Annotated in this window: 5 protein-coding genes; 3 read left to right on the top strand and 2 right to left on the bottom strand. The window is 66.7% G+C overall.

Annotation, left to right across the window (positions count from 1 at the left end; translation table 11 throughout):
• Position 1 precedes the first annotated feature (1 nt).
• Positions 2 to 1,480 (top strand): class I adenylate-forming enzyme family protein, encoded by a 1,479-nt coding sequence (locus KXD98_RS22025; protein WP_260760420.1) that lies wholly within the window; start codon positions 2 to 4, stop codon positions 1,478 to 1,480.
• A gap of 4 nt (positions 1,481 to 1,484) precedes the next feature.
• On the opposite strand, the gene KXD98_RS22020 is transcribed toward KXD98_RS22025, so the two are convergent.
• Entirely contained in the window at positions 1,485 to 1,910 is a 426-nt protein-coding gene (locus tag KXD98_RS22020) for a pyridoxamine 5'-phosphate oxidase family protein (protein ID WP_260760419.1), read from the bottom strand.
• A gap of 97 nt (positions 1,911 to 2,007) precedes the next feature.
• Between KXD98_RS22020 and KXD98_RS22015 the strand changes: the two genes are divergently transcribed.
• The gene (locus KXD98_RS22015; RefSeq protein WP_260760418.1) at positions 2,008 to 3,000 is read left to right on the top strand and encodes an LLM class F420-dependent oxidoreductase; all 993 of its coding nucleotides are present in this window, start codon (positions 2,008 to 2,010) and stop codon (positions 2,998 to 3,000) included.
• 647 nt (positions 3,001 to 3,647) lie between these two features.
• On the top strand, positions 3,648 to 17,699 hold the full coding sequence (locus KXD98_RS22010) for an Ig-like domain-containing protein (protein WP_260760417.1): 14,052 nt from the start codon (positions 3,648 to 3,650) through the stop codon (positions 17,697 to 17,699).
• A 6-nt stretch (positions 17,700 to 17,705) separates the two neighbouring features.
• Here the strand turns inward: KXD98_RS22010 and KXD98_RS22005 are convergent, their stop codons facing one another.
• Positions 17,706 to 19,355, bottom strand: a complete 1,650-nt coding sequence (locus tag KXD98_RS22005) for a DNA repair helicase XPB (protein ID WP_260760416.1) — start codon at positions 19,353 to 19,355, stop codon at positions 17,706 to 17,708.
• Between the last annotated feature and the right edge of the window lie 42 nt (positions 19,356 to 19,397).

The raw sequence follows: 19,397 nt of genomic DNA, 5'->3' as shown, positions 1-19,397 counted from the left end.
CGTGTCTGAGACCTTCACCACACAGTTCGCCGCGGGCCTGGCCGGTTACGGCGACGGTCCGTGCATCGAGTTCGACGGTCGCTGGTACTCCGGAAACGAGGTGAGCGCCTACGGTGCGGCAATTGAGTCGTCGCTGCAGGCCGCCGGGGTGGCCGCCGGCACACCGGTCGGGCTCGTCGTCTGTAACCGCCTTCAGCATGCGGCAGCCATCGTCGGACTGCTGGCCGCCGGGCGCCCGATGTCGATGATCTACTCCTTCCAATCGCCGCACGCCATCGCCGCCGACATCGAAAGGCTGGCGTTGTCGGCGATCATCGCCGATCGCCAGGACTGGTGCGACGAGGTCGTCGGGGCTGCCCAGCGCTCCGGCAGCGCCGGGATCGCGATCGCGCCGTCGGCGCCGATCGTCACGGCCGTCACCGGACTCGAACAGCGCGACTCGGCGCGCACGCACGCACAAGCAGAACCCGGTGTCGCGCTGCAGATTCTGACCAGCGGCACGACCGGACCGCCCAAGCGTCAGGCGATCAAGGCCGCGGTGCTGGAACGCACGGTGTTCAGCGTGACCAGCGGAGAGCGGGCCACCCCGGACGCGCCGCCGGAGTTCGCCTACTGGCAGTTCGGCGGCATCGGTGTCTGTCAGTTGATCGCCGGAGTTCACAACGGCCGACGCATCGTCATGCTCGAACGGTTCACCGTTGAGGAGTTTGTACGTGCCATCAAGCGCTACGGAATCCGACGTTCGGGTGTGCAACCCGCGGTGATCAGGATGTTGCTCGACGCCGACGTCGCCACCGACGACCTGGCCTCGTTGGAGTTCCTGATCAGCGCGTCGGGCCCGTTGGATCCCGAGACCCGCGACGAGTTCGAGCAACGCTTCGGTATCCCGATCCGACTCGCTTACGGTGCAACGGAATTCGCGGGTTCGCTGTGTGCGTGGACTCCTGAGATGATCGAGCGGTTCGGCGAGGCCAAACGCGACAGCGTCGGCCGGGCGCTGCCCGACACCGAGCTACGCATCGTCGACCCGGATAGCGGTGCCGAGGTGGCGGCCGGGCACCAGGGGTTGTTAGAAGCCAAGGTCGCGCCGATCAGCCCGGACTGGATCCGGACCACCGATATCGCCAGCGTGGACGACGACGGATTCGTCTACCTGCACGGGCGCGCGGACGGGGCGATCAACCGGGGTGGATTCAAGGTGTTGCCCGAGGCGGTGCGGCGGGTGCTGATCGCCCACCCCGACGTCCGCGACGCATGTGTGGTCGCAGTGCCCGACCCACGGCTGGGGCAGGTGCCGTTCGCCGCAGTCGAGGTCGCGCCGGGGACCGCACCACCGTCGGACGAGGAGCTGGCCGAGTTGGTGCGCAAAGAGCTTCCGGTGTACAACGTGCCGGTCGCATTCGTGGCCGTCGAGGAATTGCCGCGCAACCCTGCACTGAAGGTGAGCCTGCCGGCCGTCGCGGCGCTCTATCCCGGCTGAGACCTCACACCGATCCCAAATCGGCCGAGATCCAGTGTCGGGGGTCGGCGAACACCGCGACGCTCTCACCGTGCTCGCGTCGGGCGAACTCGAGGTAGGCCTCGACCTTGTCCGGCGCGAGGTAGCGTCGCGTCATCTCCACCAATTGCTCATCGGTGCCCGGTTCGATGCGCAGGACCGGCCCGTCGACGGCGACGTATCGAACCGTGGGTTCGACGCGATCGACCATCAACGACAGGTAGCCTGCCGATTCGATCAGCCGGTGCTTGCGTGAACCGGCGCCGGTGATGAACCACAGGTCGCCGCCGGGACTGTACTGATACCAGATCGGAACTGTGAGCGGACCACGCTGCTGACCGGATTGCACCGACAAGGCCGCAACGTGCGGTTCGGCCAGGAACTCCTGGCGTTCGGTTGGGGAGAGAGGCATACCGCAACGCTAGTGCTGAGCTCCGACACCGACAGGATGTTCGCCGACGGTGGATCTCACCGGTGTCGTCGACTGGGGTGGCCCTAAAGTCGGTCCCATGCGCTTCGGATTGTTCATCCCGCAAGGCTGGCGCCTCGATCTCGTCGGCATCGATCCCGCCGAGCAGTGGCGGGTCATGCGTGAACTCGCCGCGTACGCCGACGACGGTGGAGTCTGGGACTCGCTGTGGGTGTACGACCATTTCCACACGGTCCCGGTACCCACCGGGGAGGCCACCCACGAGGCATGGTCGCTGATGGCCGCTTTCGCCGCCGTCACGTCGCGGATCAAGCTCGGGCAGATGTGCACCGCGATGAGCTACCGCAACCCTGCCTACCTGGCCAAGGTGGCTGCCACCACCGATGTCATCTCCGGCGGTCGGGTACAGATGGGTATCGGTGGTGGCTGGTATGAACACGAGTGGCGGGCTTACGGATACGGATTCCCGTCCGCGGGCGTCCGGCTCGACCGTCTCGACGAGGGCGTGCAGATCATGTCCGAGGCGTGGCGCGAGGGCGTGGTCACCTTCGACGGTGCCCATTACCAGGTCGACGGTGCCATCGTGGCACCCAAACCGCTGCAGCGCGACGGGATCCCCTTGTGGATCGCCGGTGGCGGGGAGAAGAAGACCCTGCGGATCGCCGCGAAGTACGGCCAGTACACCAACTTCACCGCAGACCCGGACGGATTCGCCCACAAGTCACGGGTGCTCGCCGGGCACTGCGACGACGTCGGCACCGATTTCGACGCCATCGTGCGCAGCGTGAACATCAACGCGGTACTCGGCACGTCGGAGGCTGAGGTGCAGGACCGGCTGCGGCGGGTGCGGTCGCGGATCAGTGACCTCACCGGGGAGCCGGCCGCTGACGCGATGCTGAACTCGATGAGTACGCCGCAGGCCGGAAGCGGGACCCCCGAGCAGCTGGTGGAGTCGTTGCAGAAGCTGCGCGATCTCGGCTGCGGCTACGTCATCTGCTACTTCCCGGAAGCGGCCTACGACCGCGCGAGCATCGAGCGGTTCGAACGCGAGGTCGTCCCCGCGCTGTCCTGACGCATCCTGCCATTCGCCGGGCGCTGGCAAATACTACTGCTGTCGTCAATTTGATAACCCTCGCTGGCGTTCGGGAACTTTTCGGGTGAAAGGCCAGCGAGGGGCGGCCGTTGCTCGCGCACGAGCTGCCGGTTGCGACGCGTGTTGTGACTTTGCGAGTTCAAGATCAGCGCGAACTCCAACGCCATTGGCTGCCACCTGGGTCGCAGTGATCCGCGATAGGCCCAGGTGGAGCGCCGGTATGAGAGTGCCTCCGCAGCTGGATAGCGGTCTAGTGTCTCGACCACTGTGTTGTCGCTCTAGTTAATTTGCTCGATTTCAACTGCAGGGCGCATCTAACAGGTATAGAGCGCTGAAACGTAGATAGCTGACTTCGCCAGCTGTTTCCAGATGAAAGATTTGCTGGGATTTCGCTATTGCCGTCGCGAAACTGTCTTAAGCTCGGGTGTACTGGGCCTAAGCGGGACGTTCCTGTGCTTTCCCAGCAAACCCAGCCTGAGGGTGGAAGGCGGGGCGGCGGCGAACTCGTCGCGCGGGGAGGCGCGACGTGTTCGTTCGCTTACGGCGAACCTGCCCGTTGTCTCGACCGCGTCGTTGACCAACTGAATAGCCGCGGGGGGTGCCACCGCAGCAAATGGAGGAGCAGTATGTGTGCGACCCCGGCCCGTCACCGAGTCTCGCGTCGGGAGCCCGGATCGGAACGTGAGTTCTGGACCGTCGGCGATCTGGTGCCGCTCGCCGGCCGCCGGGCCAAACACGCACGACCGCTGCCCCCGAAGTACGCGCTGCCGATCGGGCGGGTCGGGGCACTGGCGGTGTCCCTCGGAATCGGATTCGCCGTCGCGCATTCTTCCGGCGTGGCCTACGCCGACAGCGACAGCGACTCGTCGGTCTCGGCGAGCCGTGACAGCGACCGGTCGACGTCCGGGCCGCGCAGGTCGGGCACCGACCGGGTCTCGCCCGAACGCACCGGCAGCGTCGCTGACCGCGACGACCAGCTGGACGATTCCGCAGACCTCGACGATGCAGATCTTGACGAGGCCGACCTCGACGATCCCGACCTCGGTGCCGATCTCGATGATCCCGACGTCGGTGCCGAACCGGAGCCGTCCGACGCGGTCCCTGGCGGTGACCAACCGGTGGTGGACACGCCTTCGACCGGCGATGTGAGCCCCCAGGGCGAGGCGCAGCGCCGCCACACCCGTCATGCGTCGAATTCCGAACCGGCACCTGAGTCGCACAACGAGGCCGCAACCGTCGAAACCACCCCATCGGCAAACGAATCCGACGCCGGCGCGGTCGCGGACGGCGAAACCCCGCAGCCCGAGTCCATCACGGTCGACCTGACCGATGCCGGCAACGATGTGACCGCCGCCTCGTCCACCGTCACCGAGTCCGCCACCACCAACGGCGCCACGGTGCCCGTCGCATCGGCCTCGACCGCCGACGAAAGCGTCGAGACCGTCGGCGTGATGACCACTCTGGTGTCGAGTCTGGTGACGCCGTTCGCCGACCCCACGGCTCCGGCGCGGGCGCCCTGGTTCGATGCGTTCTTGGCCTGGGTCCGTCGACAGATCACCCACACCTTCTTCAATCGTTCCCCGGTGTGGGGCCCGGTGGAAAGCCACCAACTGCTCACCGGTCAGGTCGAATTCGACCTCAACGCCCGCGATCCCAACGGCGACCCGCTGACCTACAAGATCGTGCAGCCCTCGCACGGACTCGTCACCAGGAATCCGCTGACCGGCACCTTCATCTACACCCCGACAACCGTGGTCACCGGACAGCCGCTGCAGGACACGTTCCGGGTGACGATCAGCGACTCGTCGGAACACCTCACCGGCCTGTGCGGGGTCATCCAGAGCATCTTCCACACGCTGTCCCGGATCATCGGGCTGGCCGAACCCGACGAGGTGACCCTCTCGGTCTCGGTGACGGTCAACCCGATCGTCGAGGTGCCGCCGATCGTGGTGGTGACTCCCGTCGCAGTGGGCACCGTCGGAACCCCGGTGCGGGTGAGCCCGGTGGTCGTCATCACCGATCTGGACTCGCCGAGTCTGGCTTCGGCCACCGTCGAGGTCACCGTGGGGGATGCCGGCGACGTGCTGAACTGGGGCGGCGCGCCCGAGGGGGTGTCGGCCACCTACGTCGACGGGGTCCTGACGTTCACCGGCGCGGCGTCGGCGCAGGCTTATCAAGAGTTGCTGCAGTCGGTGACGTTGACGTCCACCAGTCCCGGCCTCAAGACGGTGTCTTTCGCGGTGGTCGACGACCAGGGCAACGCCAACACGGTGCCGGCGGCCACGGTGGTCACCATGGTGGGGCTACCGGTCGAGTTGCCGCCGCTGGTGCTTGTCGCCCCGGTCGTCACCGGGCGCACGAACGAGCCGATCACCGTGACTCCCATCGTGGTGATCACCGACATCGACTCCGACATCCTGGCCTCGGCCACCGTGCGGATCACCGATCCGGCGGACGGGGATGTGCTGGGTTGGGGAGCGCTGCCGAGCGGGATGACCGTCACGACCGGCGACGGGTGGGTGACCTTCACCGGGGACGCGTCGGCGCAGGCCTATCAGCACGTGCTGCAGTCGGTGACGTTGACGTCGACGGCGCCGGGCCTCAAGGCAGTGTCGTTCTCGGTGGTCGACGACGACGGCAACGTCAGCACCGTGCCGGCGATCACCGCGGTGACGGTGCTGGGTTTGCCGATCGACGTGCCACCGCTGATCGTGGTGACCCCGGTGGCCACCGGCAGTGCCGGAGCGCCGATAGTGGTCAGCCCGATCGTGGTGATCACCGATCTGGACTCGACGCGATTGCTCGCTGCCACCGTCACTGTCAATGACGCCGCCGACGATGATGTGCTCAGCCACGCGACACTGCCGTCGGGAATCTCTGCCAGTTATGCCGACGGCGTCCTGACCTTCACCGGCGAAGCCACCCTCGCCGACTATCAGCAGCTGTTGCGCACGGTCACCCTGACGGCGTCGGGCGCCGGGCTCAAGTCGGTGTCGTTCACGGTGACCGACGCGCAGGGCAACCCCAGCGCGGTGCCCGCCACCACCGTGGTGACGATCCTGGGCCTCCCCACCGAGGTGCCACCGCTGGTCGTGGTGATGCCGGTGGCCACCGGCAGTACCGGAGCGCCGATCGTGGTGAGCCCGATCGTGGTGATCACCGATCTGGATTCGACGCGATTGCGTTCTGCCACCGTCACGGTCAAGGACGCCGCAGTCGGTGATGTGCTCAGCCACGGCGCCCTGCCCGCCGGGGTCTCGGCCTCCTATGTCGGCGGGGTACTCACCTTCACCGGTGAGGCGACCGTCGCCGACTACCGGACCCTGCTGCAGTCGGTCACCTTCACCTCGCCGTCGGTAGGACTGAAGGCGATCAGTTTCACCGTCACCGATCTCGAGGGCAATTCCAGCGTGGTTCCGGCCGGTACGGTGGTGACGGTCGTCGGTCTTGCGAGCACGGTAGCTCCACTGGTGGTGGTGTCCCCGGTAGCGGCCGGGGTGGCCGGAACAGCGATCAGGATCAGTCCGGTCGTCGTGATCGCCGATCTGGATTCCGACGAAATACGTTCGGCGACAGTGGCTATCCAGGATGCCGACGCCGGCGATGTGCTCGGTTACGCGGCGCTGCCGGGAAACGTCGTGGCCAGTTACCTCGACGGTGTGCTGACCTTCACCGGCGACGCATCGGTCGCCGACTATCAGTCGCTGTTGGCATCGGTGACGTTGACCTCGCCCACCGCGGGTCTGAAGGCGATCACCTTCACGGTCACCGATGTCGACGGCAACATCAACACCGTGCCGGCCGGCACCGTGGTCACCGTGGTGGGCGTACCCGTCGCGGCGATCGCGCCGGTGATCGTCGTCGCGCCGGTGGCGGCTGGGGTCATCGGAACACCGGTGAGGGTCAGCCCGATCGTGGTCATCACCGATTTGGACTCCGAGCAATTGGGATCGGTGCGAGTCACCCTGACAGATGCGGGCTCAGGTGACGTCCTCGGTTTCGACGGCACGCTGCCGCCGGGCGTGACGGCCGGTTACACCGGCGGTGTGTTGACGTTCACCGGAACCGCGACCGTGGCGGCCTACCGGGCGCTACTGGAGTCGGTGACGCTGACCTCGGCGGGGGCGGGCGTCAAGGCCATCAGCTTCAGCGTCACCGATGCCCACGGCAACACCAGTGTGGTTCCGGCCGGGACGCTGGTGACCATGGTCGGGCTGTCCACCGAGGTGCCTCCGCTGGTAGTGGTGTCCCCGGTGGCTGCCGGCCGCGCCGGATCGCCGATCAGGATCAGCCCCGTCGTCATCATCACTGATTTGGACTCGACTCAATTAGGTTCTGCAACAGTGCAGATCGCCGATCCTGGTGCCGGTGACACGCTCGGCTTCGACGCCGCGCTACTGGGCGGGTTGTCGGCCGGTTATGCCGGCGGCGTGTTGACGATCACCGGAGATGCTTCGATCGCCACCTACCGGGCGTTGTTGGAGTCGGTGACACTGACCTCCGACACCGCCGGAGTAAAGGCGATCAGTTTCGCTGTGACCGATGTGCAGGGCAACACCAGCACGGTCCCGGCCGGGACCCTGGTAACGATCGTCGGGCTGACCATCGAGGCGCCACCGCTGGTTGTGGTGTCGCCAGTGGCCGCCGGTCGGACCGGTTCGGCCATCACGGTCAGCCCGATCGTGGTCATCGCCGACGGCGATTCCGATCAACTGAGTTCGGCCACCGTCACTCTCGCCGATGCCGGCGGTACCGATGTGCTCGGCTTCGTCGGTGACCTTCCCGACGGTGTGCTGGCCAGCTACAGCGCCGGAGTCCTGCGTTTCGACGGCACGGCTTCCCTCGCCGACTACCGGCAGCTGCTCGCTTCAGTGACGCTGACTTCCGACACTGCCGGGGTGAAGGTGATCAGTTTCGCTGTGACCGATCTGGAGGGCAACGCCAGCACGGTCCCGGCGGGAACCGTGGTGACCGTGGTGGGTGTGCCCGGTGGTTCGATCGCTCCGGTCGTGGTGGTGTCCCCAGTGGCGGTAGGTTCGGTCGGTTCGCCGGTGGCGGTGAGCCCGGTGCTGGTCATCGTCGACGTCGATTCAAGCCAGCTGAGCTCGGCCACAATCACTCTGGACGATGCCGGGTCCGGCGACCAGTTTGCCTTCGGGCCGCTGCCCGACGATGTTACGGCGCATTATGCCGACGGCGTGCTGACGTTCAGTGGGACGGCGTCGGTCCAGGAGTATCAGGCGCTGCTGCGGTCGGTGACATTGACGTCGGCCGAAGCAGGTTTGAAGACGGTGAGTTTCAGCGTCACCGACATCGAGGGTGTGACCAGCGTCGTGCCGGCCGGCACACTGGTGACGTTGGTGGGGTTGTCCACCGAGGTCCCGCCGCTGGTGCTGGTGTCTCCGGTCGCTGCAGGGGTGACCGGATCATCGATCGTGGTCAGCCCGGTCGTGGTCATCACCGATCCCGACTCAACCCAATTGGCCTCGGCCCGGGTCACTCTCAACGATCCCAACGCCGGCGACCTCCTCGGCTTCACCGCGACGCTGCCCACGGGCGTGCAAGCCGGTTACGCCGACGGTGTGCTGACCTTCACCGGCGTCGCCTCCATCACCGACTACCAGGCGCTGTTGCGCTCGGTGACGCTGACCGCACCAGGTGCCGGTGTGAAGACCGTGAGCTTCTCGGTCACCGATGTCGACGGCATCACCAGCGTGGTGCCCGCCGGCACGGTGGTGACGGTGGTCGGTCTGCCCGGGGTGTCGATCGCGCCGGTGGTGGTGGTCTCGCCGGTGGCGGCGGGTGTGATCGGATCACCGGTCAGGGTCAGCCCGATTGTGGTGATCACCGATCTGGATTCGTCTCATCTCGGTTCGGCGACAGTGACTCTCGCCGATGCTGGTGTCGGCGACGTGCTGGCCGTAGATGCTGCCTTGCCCTCGGGTGTGCAGGGCAGTTACGCCGGCGGGGTGCTCACCCTCACCGGTAGCGCCACCGTGGAGCAGTATCGGGCGTTGCTGGCGTCGGTGACTTTGACGTCGGACTCGGCGGGACTGAAGGCGGTGAGTTTCAGCGTCACCGATCTCGATGGTGTCAGCAATGTGGTGTCGGCGGGCACGCTGGTCACGATGGTCGGCCTGTCGGCCGATGTGCCCCCGTTGGTGTTGGTTTCGCCGGTAGCTGCCGGAGTGGCGGGTTCGGCGATTGTGGTCAGCCCGATCGTGGTGCTCACCGATCCCGATTCCACCCAGATGGGCTCTGCGACCGTGACGGTCGCCGACGCCGGCGTCGGCGACGTGTTGGACTTCACGGCCGCCTTGCCCACCGGCGTGCAGGTCAGCTACGGCGCCGGCAGTCTGACGTTCACCGGCGACGCCACTGCGGCGGCGTATCAGGCTCTGCTGCAATCGGTGACGTTCACGTCGACCGCAGCCGGCGTGACGACCGTGACGTTCACCGTCACCGATGCCGAGGGCGCCACCAGCGTGCTGCCTGCCACCACGGTGGTGACGGTGGTCGGTCTGCCCGGGGTGTCGATACCCCCGGTGGTGGTGGTCTCGCCGGTGGCCGCCGGCACCGTCGGATCACCGACGACGGTCAGCCCGATTGTGGTGATCACCGATCTGGATTCGTCTCATCTCGGTTCGGCGACAGTGACTCTCGCCGACGCCGGTGTCGGCGACGTACTGGCCGTGGATGCTGCCTTGCCCTCGGGTGTGCAGGCCAGTTACGCCGGTGGGGTGCTCACCCTCACCGGTAGCGCCACCGTGGAGCAGTATCGGGCCCTGTTGGCGTCGGTGACTTTGACGTCGGAGTCGGCGGGACTGAAGGCGGTGAGTTTCAGCGTCACCGATCTCGATGGTGTCAGCAATGTGGTGTCGGCGGGCACGCTGGTCACGATGGTCGGTCTGTCGGCCGACGTGCCCCCACTGGTGTTGGTTTCGCCGATAGCCATCGGACTCGCGGGTTCGGCGATCGTGGTCAGCCCGATCGTGGTGCTCACCGATCCCGATTCCACCCAGATGAGTTCTGCCACCGTGACGATCAGCAATCCGAACTTGGGCGACGTGCTGGCTGTCACCGGCGCCCTGCCTGCGGGCGTTCAGGCCTCCTATACCGGCGGTGTGCTCACTCTCACCGGAAGTGCGTCGGTGGCTGACTATCAGGCGTTGCTTGAGCGGGTCACTCTGACGGCGACCAGCGGGGCAGTGAAGACGGTGAGTTTCGCGCTGACCGATGCCGAGGGCATCACCAGCATCGTTCCCGCGGTCACCGTCGTGACCGTAGTGGGGTTACTGGACTTGTCGGTGGATCCGGTGGTGGTGGTCTCTCCGGTGGCGGCCGGCACGGTGGGCCAGGCGATCACGGTGAGCCCGGTCGTGGTGATCACCGATCTGGATTCGAGCTTCCTGCGTTCAGCGACTGTCAGGATCGACGACGCCGATTCCGGCGACATTCTCAGCTACAGCGCAGCGCTGCCCTCCGGCGTGCAGGCCGACTACGCCGACGGTGTGCTCAGCTTCACCGGTATCGCGTCGTTGGCCCAGTACGAGGCGCTGCTGGCCTCGGTGACGTTGACCTCGCAGACGGCGGGAGTGAAGTCGGTCAGCTACACCGTCACCGACACCCTGTTCAACGAGAACGCCATCGCCGCACGGACCGCGGTGACGGTGCTGGGTCTGCCGGTGTCGGACATCCCACCGGTGGTGGTGGTATCGCTGGTGGCCGCCGGAGCAGTGGGCCGCGCCATCAGAGTCAGCCCGCTCACCGTCATCGCCGACCTTGACTCCTCGCACATCGGTTCTGCCGCAGTGGCACTCGATGATCCTGCCGACGGCGACACGCTCGGCGTCGACGCCGTGCTACCCGAGGGTGTGCAGGCCTCCTACGCCGACGGTGTGCTCACTCTCACCGGAGCCGCGACCGTGGCGCAGTATCAGACGCTGTTGCAGTCGGTGGTGCTGACCTCCGTGACCGCGGGCCTGAAGACAGTCACCTTCTCGGTGACCGACCTGGAGGGCGTCACCAGCGTGGTGCCGGCGGTCACGCTGGTGACCGTCGTCGGCGTGCCGGAGACCTCGCTCGCCCCGGTCGTGGTGGCGGCACCGGTCGCCGCAGGCACTACCGGTTCGGTGATCTCGGTCAGCCCGATCCTGGTCATCGCCGACGTGGACTCCTCCCACCTGGGATCTGCGGTCGTCACCGTTGCGGGATACCAAGACGGGGATGTGCTCGACTTCGACGCGACGCTGGCGCCCGGGGTGCTCGGCAGCTACACCAACGGATTACTGACGTTCAGCGGCACCGCCTCGGTGGCCGACTATCAGGCGCTGTTGCGGTCGGTGACCCTGACGTCGACGAGCATCGGTATCCGAACGGTGAGTTTCGAGGTCACCGACGCCGGCGGCGCGACCAACCTCACGCCCGCCGGCACCGTCGTGACCGTGGTCGGGGTACCGGGCGTGTCCCTTCCTCCGTTGGTCGTCGCCTCCCCGGTGGCCGCCGGCACTGCCGGCTCGGCGATCACCGTGAGCCCGGTGGTCGTCATCACCGACGTGGATTCCTCCCACCTCGGTTCGGCGACGGTCACCGTCGACGGTTACCAGGACGGGGATGTGTTCGGCTTTGACGGCACACTGCCGCCGGGGGTGACGGCCGGTTACGTCGGCGGTGTGTTGACGTTCACCGGCGACGCCACGGTCGCCGAGTACCAGGCGTTGTTGCGGTCGGTGACGCTGACCTCGGAGAGCGCCGGGGTGAAGGCGGTCAGCTTCGCGGTCATCGACGCCGACGGAGTGGACAGTGTGGTCCCGGCGGTCACTGTCGTGACGGTGATCGGCCTTCCGGCAACATCATTGGCGCCCGTGGTGGTGGTGAGCCCGATCGCCGCAGGAGTTGCGGGTACACCGATCACCGTCAGCCCCGTCGTGGTGATCAGCGACCTGGATTCCTCCCACCTCGGTTCGGCGACGGTCACCGTCGACGGTTACCAGGACGGGGATGTGCTCGGCTTTGACGGCACACTGCCGCCGGGGGTGACGGCCGGTTACGTCGGCGGTGTGTTGACGTTCACCGGCGACGCCACGGTCGCCGAGTACCAGGCGTTGTTGCGGTCGGTGACGCTGACCTCGACGCAACCCGGGTTGAAATCGGTCACCTTCGTCGTCACCGACATCGAGGGTGGCACCAACGCGGTGCCTGCCGGCACCGTCGTCACGGTGCTCGGGGTGCCGGGCGCAACGCTGGCACCGGTGGTCGTCGTGTCCCCGGTGGCGGCGGGCCGGACCGGATCGGCCATCGTGGTGAGCCCGGTGGTGGTCATCACCGACCTGGATTCGTCGCACATCGCCTCGGCGGCAGTCACCGTCGGCGGTTCAGCAGACGGTGTCCTCCTCGACTTCGACGCTGCGCTGGCCGCCGGCATTCTCGGCAGCTACGCCGACGGCGTGTTGACGTTCACCGGCGCCGCCACCGTCGCCGAGTACCAGGCGTTGTTGCGGTCGGTGACGCTGACGTCGGCCGGTGCCGGCGTCGAGACGGTGACGTTCGCGGTCACCGATCTCGAGGGCAACACCAACGTGGTACCGGCGGGCACCGTGGTGACCGTCATCGGGCTCCCGGAGCTGACCTACCCCCCGGTGGTTGTGGTGAGCCCGATCGCCGCCGGAGTTGCGGGAACAGCGATCACCGTCAGCCCCGTCGTGGTGATCAGCGATCTGGACTCCTCCCATATCGGTTCGGCCACAGTCACTGTCGACGGTTACCAGGACGGGGATGTGCTCGATGTCACCGCCGGTCTCTCCCCGGGTGTGCAGGCCGGCTATGCCGACGGCGTGTTGACGGTCACCGGCGACGCCACCGTCGCCGAGTACCAGGCGTTGTTGCGGTCGGTGACGCTGACCTCGGCCGGTGCCGGCGTCAAGACGGTGACGTTCGCGGTCACCGACCTGGAGGGCAACACCAACGTGGCGCCGGCCGGCACCGTGGTGACGGTGGTCGGCCTGCCGGGTGTGTCCGTCGCGCCGGTCGTGGTGGTCGCGCCGGTGGCGGCGGGCGCGACCGGGTCGGCCATCGTGGTGAGTCCGATCGTGGTGATCACCGACCTGGATTCCGATCAGTTGGGATCGGCATCCGTCAGGGTTGCCAATGGCGACGTCGCAGACGTGCTCAACTTCGACGGCACCCTGCCGGACGGGGTGGACGTCGATTACGCAGCAGGTGAGTTGACGTTCACCGGTGCGGCCTCGACCGCGGTCTACCAGCAGCTGCTCGCCGCGGTGACGCTGACCTCGCAGACCCCTGGACTGAAAGCCGTCACCTTCACCGTCACCGACCTCGAAGGCCAGACCAGCACCATCATGGCCGCCACTGTGGTGACCGTCGTCGGTCTGCCCGAGGTGTCGATCGCGCCGGTGGTGGTGGTCTCGCCGGTGGCCGCGGGTGTGGCCGGATCGGCGATCACAGTGAGTCCGGTCGTGGTGATCACCGACCTGGATTCCGATCAGCTTCAATCAGCCACCGTGACGGTGGCCGGTGCCGGCGCCGGAGATGTGCTGGATCTCAGCGCAGCCCTGCCCGACGGGTTCGACGCCGACTATGCCGGCGGTGTGTTGACGATCAGCGGAACCGGCACCATCGCCGAATACCAGGCGCTGCTGGCCTCGGTGACGCTGACCGCCACCGGTGCCGGGGTGAAGACCGTCGGCTTCGCGGTCACCGACGCCCAGGGCATCACGAGCTCGGTGATCGCGGGCACCCTGGTGACGGTGATCGGGCTGCCCGAGGTGTCGATCCCCCCGGTGCTGGTGGTCTCGCCGGCCGCCGCGGGTGTGGCCGGATCGGCGATCACGGTCAGCCCGATCGTGCTGATCACCGATCTGGACTCAAGCCATATCCGCTCTGCGACAGTGACACTCGTCGGTCATCAGGCCGGGGACGTGCTGGGCCTTACCGGGGTCCTGCCGTCGGGTGTGTCAGCGGTCTACCTCGACGGGGTACTGACCATCACCGGGGACGCCACCGTGGCCGAGTATCAGGCGCTGCTGGCCTCGGTGACGCTGACTGCCACCGGTGCCGGGGTGAAGACCGTCAGCTTCGCAGTCACCGACACCGACGACAACGTCGGCCAGATCCCGGCCGCCACCATCGTGACGGTAGTCGGCGCCCCGATCCAGGTGACCCCTTTGGTGATCGTGGCACCCGCGGCGGCCGGAACTGTCGGCAGCGCGATCACGGTGAGTCCGATCGTGGTGGTCACCGACCTCGATTCACCCGAGATCAGTTCGGCCACCGTGACTGTCGAAGGCTACACACCCGGAGATGTCCTCGGCTTCACCGCTGAGCTGCCCGACGATGTGCAGGCGGAGTTCGTCGACGGCGTGCTGACCTTCACCGGGACTGCCTCGATCGCCGACTACCAGAGACTGCTCGAGTCGGTGACATTCACCGCCGCAGGTCCCAGCCTGAAGACGATCAGCTTCACCGTGACCGACACCGACGACAACGCCAGCATCCTGCCGGCCGGCACTGTGGTCACCGTGGCCGCGCTGCCGGTCACGATCGCACCGCTGGTGGTGGTGATGCCCACCGCGATCGGCACCGTCAGCGATCCCGTCGTGGTGAGTCCGGTCGTGGTGATCACCGATCTCGACTCCTCGCACATCGCCGCTGCGACCGTGACCATCGCCGGCTGGAGCTCAGGTGACGTTCTGGACTTCGCCGCGGGCCTGCTGCCGCCCACCGTGGTGGGGCAATTCGATGGCGGTGTCCTGACGTTCACCGGCAACGCCACCGTGGCCGAGTACCAGGCACTGCTGGCATCGGTGACGTTGACCTCTGAGGCCCCCGGTCTGAAGGCCATCAGCTTCGCCGTCACCGACACCCAGGACAACGCGAACGTGGTGCCGGCGGGCACCGTGGTGACGGTCGTCGGGGTACAGACCGCGGTGGCTCCGCTGGTCCTGGTCGCACCGGTGGCCAACGGCACGGTGGGCACCGCGATCCGGGTGAGTCCGATTGTCGCAATCGGCGATCTGGACTCCGAGCAGCTGGGTTCGGCGACCGTGTCGATCGGCAACTACGTGCCGGGAGACTCGCTGAGTTATACCGCGACGCTGCCCGAGGGGGTACTTGCCGATTACGCCGACGGTGTGCTGACCTTCACCGGACCGGCCTCGCTCGCCGAGTACCGAACTCTGCTGGAGTCGGTCATGTTGACCTCGACGGTTGCGGGGCTGAAGTCGGTGAGCTTCACCGTCACCGACCTCGAGGGCAATACCAGCACCGTGCCGGCGGGAACTGTGGTGACCGTGCTCGGGTTGCCGACCGAGATCCCGCCGCTGGTACTGGTCACGCCGTTGACCACCGGAACCGTCGGTCAACCGATCACGGTCAGCCCGATCGTGCTCATCTCGGATCTCGATTCCTCCCAGATCCGTTCGGCGACAATCACCATCGGCAACCCGGCGGCCGGTGATGTGCTCGGCTACACGGCCACCCTGCCGGACGGCGTGGCTGCCGAGGTCGTCGACGGCGTCTTGATATTCACCGGCGGCGCTTCGCTCTCCGCCTACCAACAGTTGTTGGCGTCGGTGACGTTGACCTCGGCAGCGCCTGGTCTGAAAACCATTCTCTTCACGGTCACCGATGTCGACGACAACGACAATGCGGTCACTGCGGCGACGGTGGTCACCGTGCTCGGCCTGCCCGCCCTGGCCGACCCGGTCGTGCTGACGTCGTTGGTCAGCGTGAGCTACACCGCCGGCGGATCCGGAGTCGCCGTCGACCCGAATCTTCTTGTTCTCGACCCGGATTCGTCGGTGATGACCGGGGCCACGGTGGCGGTCGCCAACCCCGCCGACGGTGACACCTTGACCTTCGGTCCGCTCCCTTCGGGAGTCACCGGGAACTACAACAACGGGGTGCTGACCTTCGAAGGTGACGCCTCGGCCGCCGATTACCAGGCGCTGCTGCGGTCGGTGCAGTTCTCCACGACATCATCGGCACTGGCCTCGATCAGAACCATCACCTTCACCATCACCGATGATGACCAGAGGGTGAGCGCCCCCGCGGTGGTTGCGGTGACCGTGCTGTCGCTGCCGACCCTGGCCAACCCGGTGGTGGTGACCTCGGTCGTTAACGTGAACTACACCGCCGGGGGCGCCGCTGTGCCGGTGGACCCGAATCTGCTGCTGTTCGATGTGGATTCGGCGCAGATCTCCGGAGCCGTGGTGCGCATCATCGGAGGCGCGGCAGCAGGGGAGATCCTCGGCTTCACCGAGCAGGCCGGCATCATGGGCAGCTACGACTCGCAGACCGGGATCCTGACGTTCACCGGGACCGCAGCCAAGTCCGCGTACCAGGACATCCTGCGCTCGGTCACCTACACCTCGGCTTCCGGTGCACTGGCCACGATCAAGTCGATCTCGTTCGTCGTCACCGATGTCGAGAACAACAACAGCGCACCCGGCCTGGTCGCGGTGACGGTCCTCAGCGGGCCGGTCAGTATTCCTCCGCTGGTGATCACCTCGGTGGTCAACCTCAACTACACCGCCGGAAACAGCGCTGTCACCGTCGATTCCGGGCTGGTGTTGCTGGATCTGGATTCGTCGATGCTGGGCGGTGCCGTCGTGCGGATCGCGGGAGGATTCGCCGCGGGAGACACCTTGTCGTTCACCCCGGGGTCGGGCATCACCGGCTCCTACGACGCCGCCCAGGGCATCTTGACCCTCAGCGGGGACGCCTCACTGGCCGCTTATCAGCAGGTACTGCGATCGGTGCAGTTGTCCACCGGTTCGTCGGCGCTGGCCTCGATCAAGACGGTGTCGTTCGTCGTGACCGACATCGAAGGGGCGAACAGCCTTCCGGGCACGGTCGCAGTGACCGTGCTGGCAGCGCCGACGAGCATTCCGCCGTTGGTGATCACCGGCCTGTTCAGCTCGAGCTACACCGCGGGTAACTCGCCTGAACCGATCACGTCGATCTCGATCATCGATCTCGACTCACTGCACATGTCCGGTGCCACGGCCCAGATCACCGGCAACTTCACCGCCGGCGATGTGTTGACCTTCACCGCGGTAGGCAACATCACCGGCAGTTACAACGCCGACACCGGACTGTTGACGTTGACCGGATCAGGTACGGCCCTGCAGTATTCGCAGGTGCTGCAGTCGGTGTCGCTCTCGACCCCATTTGACGCCGAGTCGGCACTCAGGACCGTGACATTCACGGTCACCGATGCTCAGGGGGCCACCAGCGCCCCGGTGAGCGCGTACATCACCGTGCGCGCCAACACGGCGCCCACAGTGTGGGCGGTCTTCACGCCCACCCTGTCCGGGATCTTCCTGGGAATGCCCCTGATCAGTGCCACGGCGACCATCAACGACGACTCGGACTACCTGTCGGAGATGGTCGTGACGCTCACCGCGGGTCCTTCCGGTGACAGCCTGCTCTTTCAGAACGTCGGTCCGGTGACCGGTACGTACAACCCGACGACGCGCACGTTGACGTTCACCGGCCAGGGCACGGTCAGTCAGTACCAGGCAGCGCTTCGGCAGGTCGCCATCGACAAGGCGCCTTTGACCGGGCTGCTGAACCGCACGGTCACCATCGAGGTGTGGGACCAGTACGGTCTGGTGAGCAACCTCGTCGAGATCACCAACAACTTCGTCCTGATCTGAGCCCGGTCAGATCGCGGGCCCCAGGAGGTCGTCGGCGTCCTTGATGACGTAGCCGTAACCCTGCTCGGCCAGGAAGCGCTGCCGGTGCGCGGCGTACTCGGCATCGAGGCTGTCGCGCGACACCACCGAATAGAACACCGCTCCGCCGCCGTCGGCCTTGGGGCGCAGCAATCGACCCAGCCGCTGGGCCTCCTCCTGGCGCGACCCGAACGTGCCTGAAACCTGCACGGCCACACTGGCTTCAGGTAGGTCGATGGAGAAGTTGGCGACCTTGGAGACCACCAGGGTGCGGATCTCACCCCGCCGGAACGCGTCGAAAAGGGCCTCGCGCTCCGCGGTTTTCGTCGATCCCTGGATCACCGGCGCGTCGAGCTCGACGCCGAGTTCGTCGAGCTGATCGAGATAGGCGCCGATCACCAGGGTCGGTTCGCCGGGGTGGCGCTGCAGAATCGACTTCACCACCGCGATCTTGGTGTGGGCGGTGGCACACAGCTTGTAGCGCTCCTCGGGTTCGGCGGTGGCATAGAGCATCCGCTCGTTGTCGGTCATCGTGACCCGCACCTCGACACATTCGGCCGGTGCGATCCAGCCTTGGGCCTCGATGTCCTTCCACGGTGCGTCGTAGCGCTTGGGCCCGATCAACGAGAAGACGTCGCCCTCGCGACCGTCTTCTCGGATCAGTGTCGCCGTCAGCCCGAGCCGGCGCCGCGACTGCAGATCGGCGGTCATCCGGAACACCGGTGCCGGCAGCAGATGCACCTCGTCGTAGATGATCAGGCCCCAGTCGCGGCTGTCGAACAACTCCAGATGCTTGTATTCGCCTTTGGTGCGGCGCGTGATCACCTGGTAGGTGGCGATGGTGACCGGGCGGATCTCCTTGCGCTCGCCCGAGTACTCGCCGATCTCGTCCTCGGTCAAAGAGGTACGCGCCACCAACTCGCGCTTCCACTGCCGACCGGCCACTGTGTTGGTCACCAGGATCAGCGTGGTGGCTCCGGCCCGGGCCATTGCCGCGGCACCGACCAGGGTCTTGCCGGCGCCACACGGCAGCACCACCACCCCGGACCCGCCGTCCCAGAACGAGTCGGCGGCCATCTGCTGGTAATCGCGCAGCTGCCAACCGTCCTGGGCCAGATCGATCGGGTGCGCCTCGCCGTCGACGTAGCCGGCCAGGTCTTCGGCCGGCCAGCCGATCTTGAGCAGCATCTGTTTGACCCGACCGCGCTCGCTGTTGTGCACCACGACGGTGTCGTCGTCCAGGCGTGCGCCCAGCATCGGGGCGATCTTCTTGTTTCGCAGGACCTCCTCGAGGACCGCGCGGTCGAGGCTGACCAGGGTCAGGCCGTGTGCGGGGTGCTTGATCAGCTGCAACCGGCCGTAGCGGGCCATGGTGTCGACGATGTCGACGAGTAGTGGCTGCGGCACCGCGTAACGGGAGTAGGTCACCAGGGCGTCGACGACCTGTTCGGCGTCGTGGCCGGCGGCGCGTGCGTTCCACAACGCCAGGGGGGTGATGCGGTAGGTGTGGATGTGCTCGGGGGCCCGCTCCAGCTCGGCGAACGGAGCGATCGCCGCACGAGCCGCCTGTGCCTGCTCGTGATCGACCTCCAACAGGACGGTCTTGTCGGACTGGACGATCAGCGGTCCGTCGGTCACGCTTGACCTCGCTGCTGATACCGGTTCAGAGTCACGTTGGTC

It is taken from the genome of Mycobacterium sp. SMC-4, from assembly GCF_025263265.1.
GTDB lineage: Bacteria > Actinomycetota > Actinomycetes > Mycobacteriales > Mycobacteriaceae > Mycobacterium.
The sequence above is the reverse complement of the archived record's forward strand: the minus strand, read 5'-3'. Positions and strand labels throughout refer to the sequence as shown.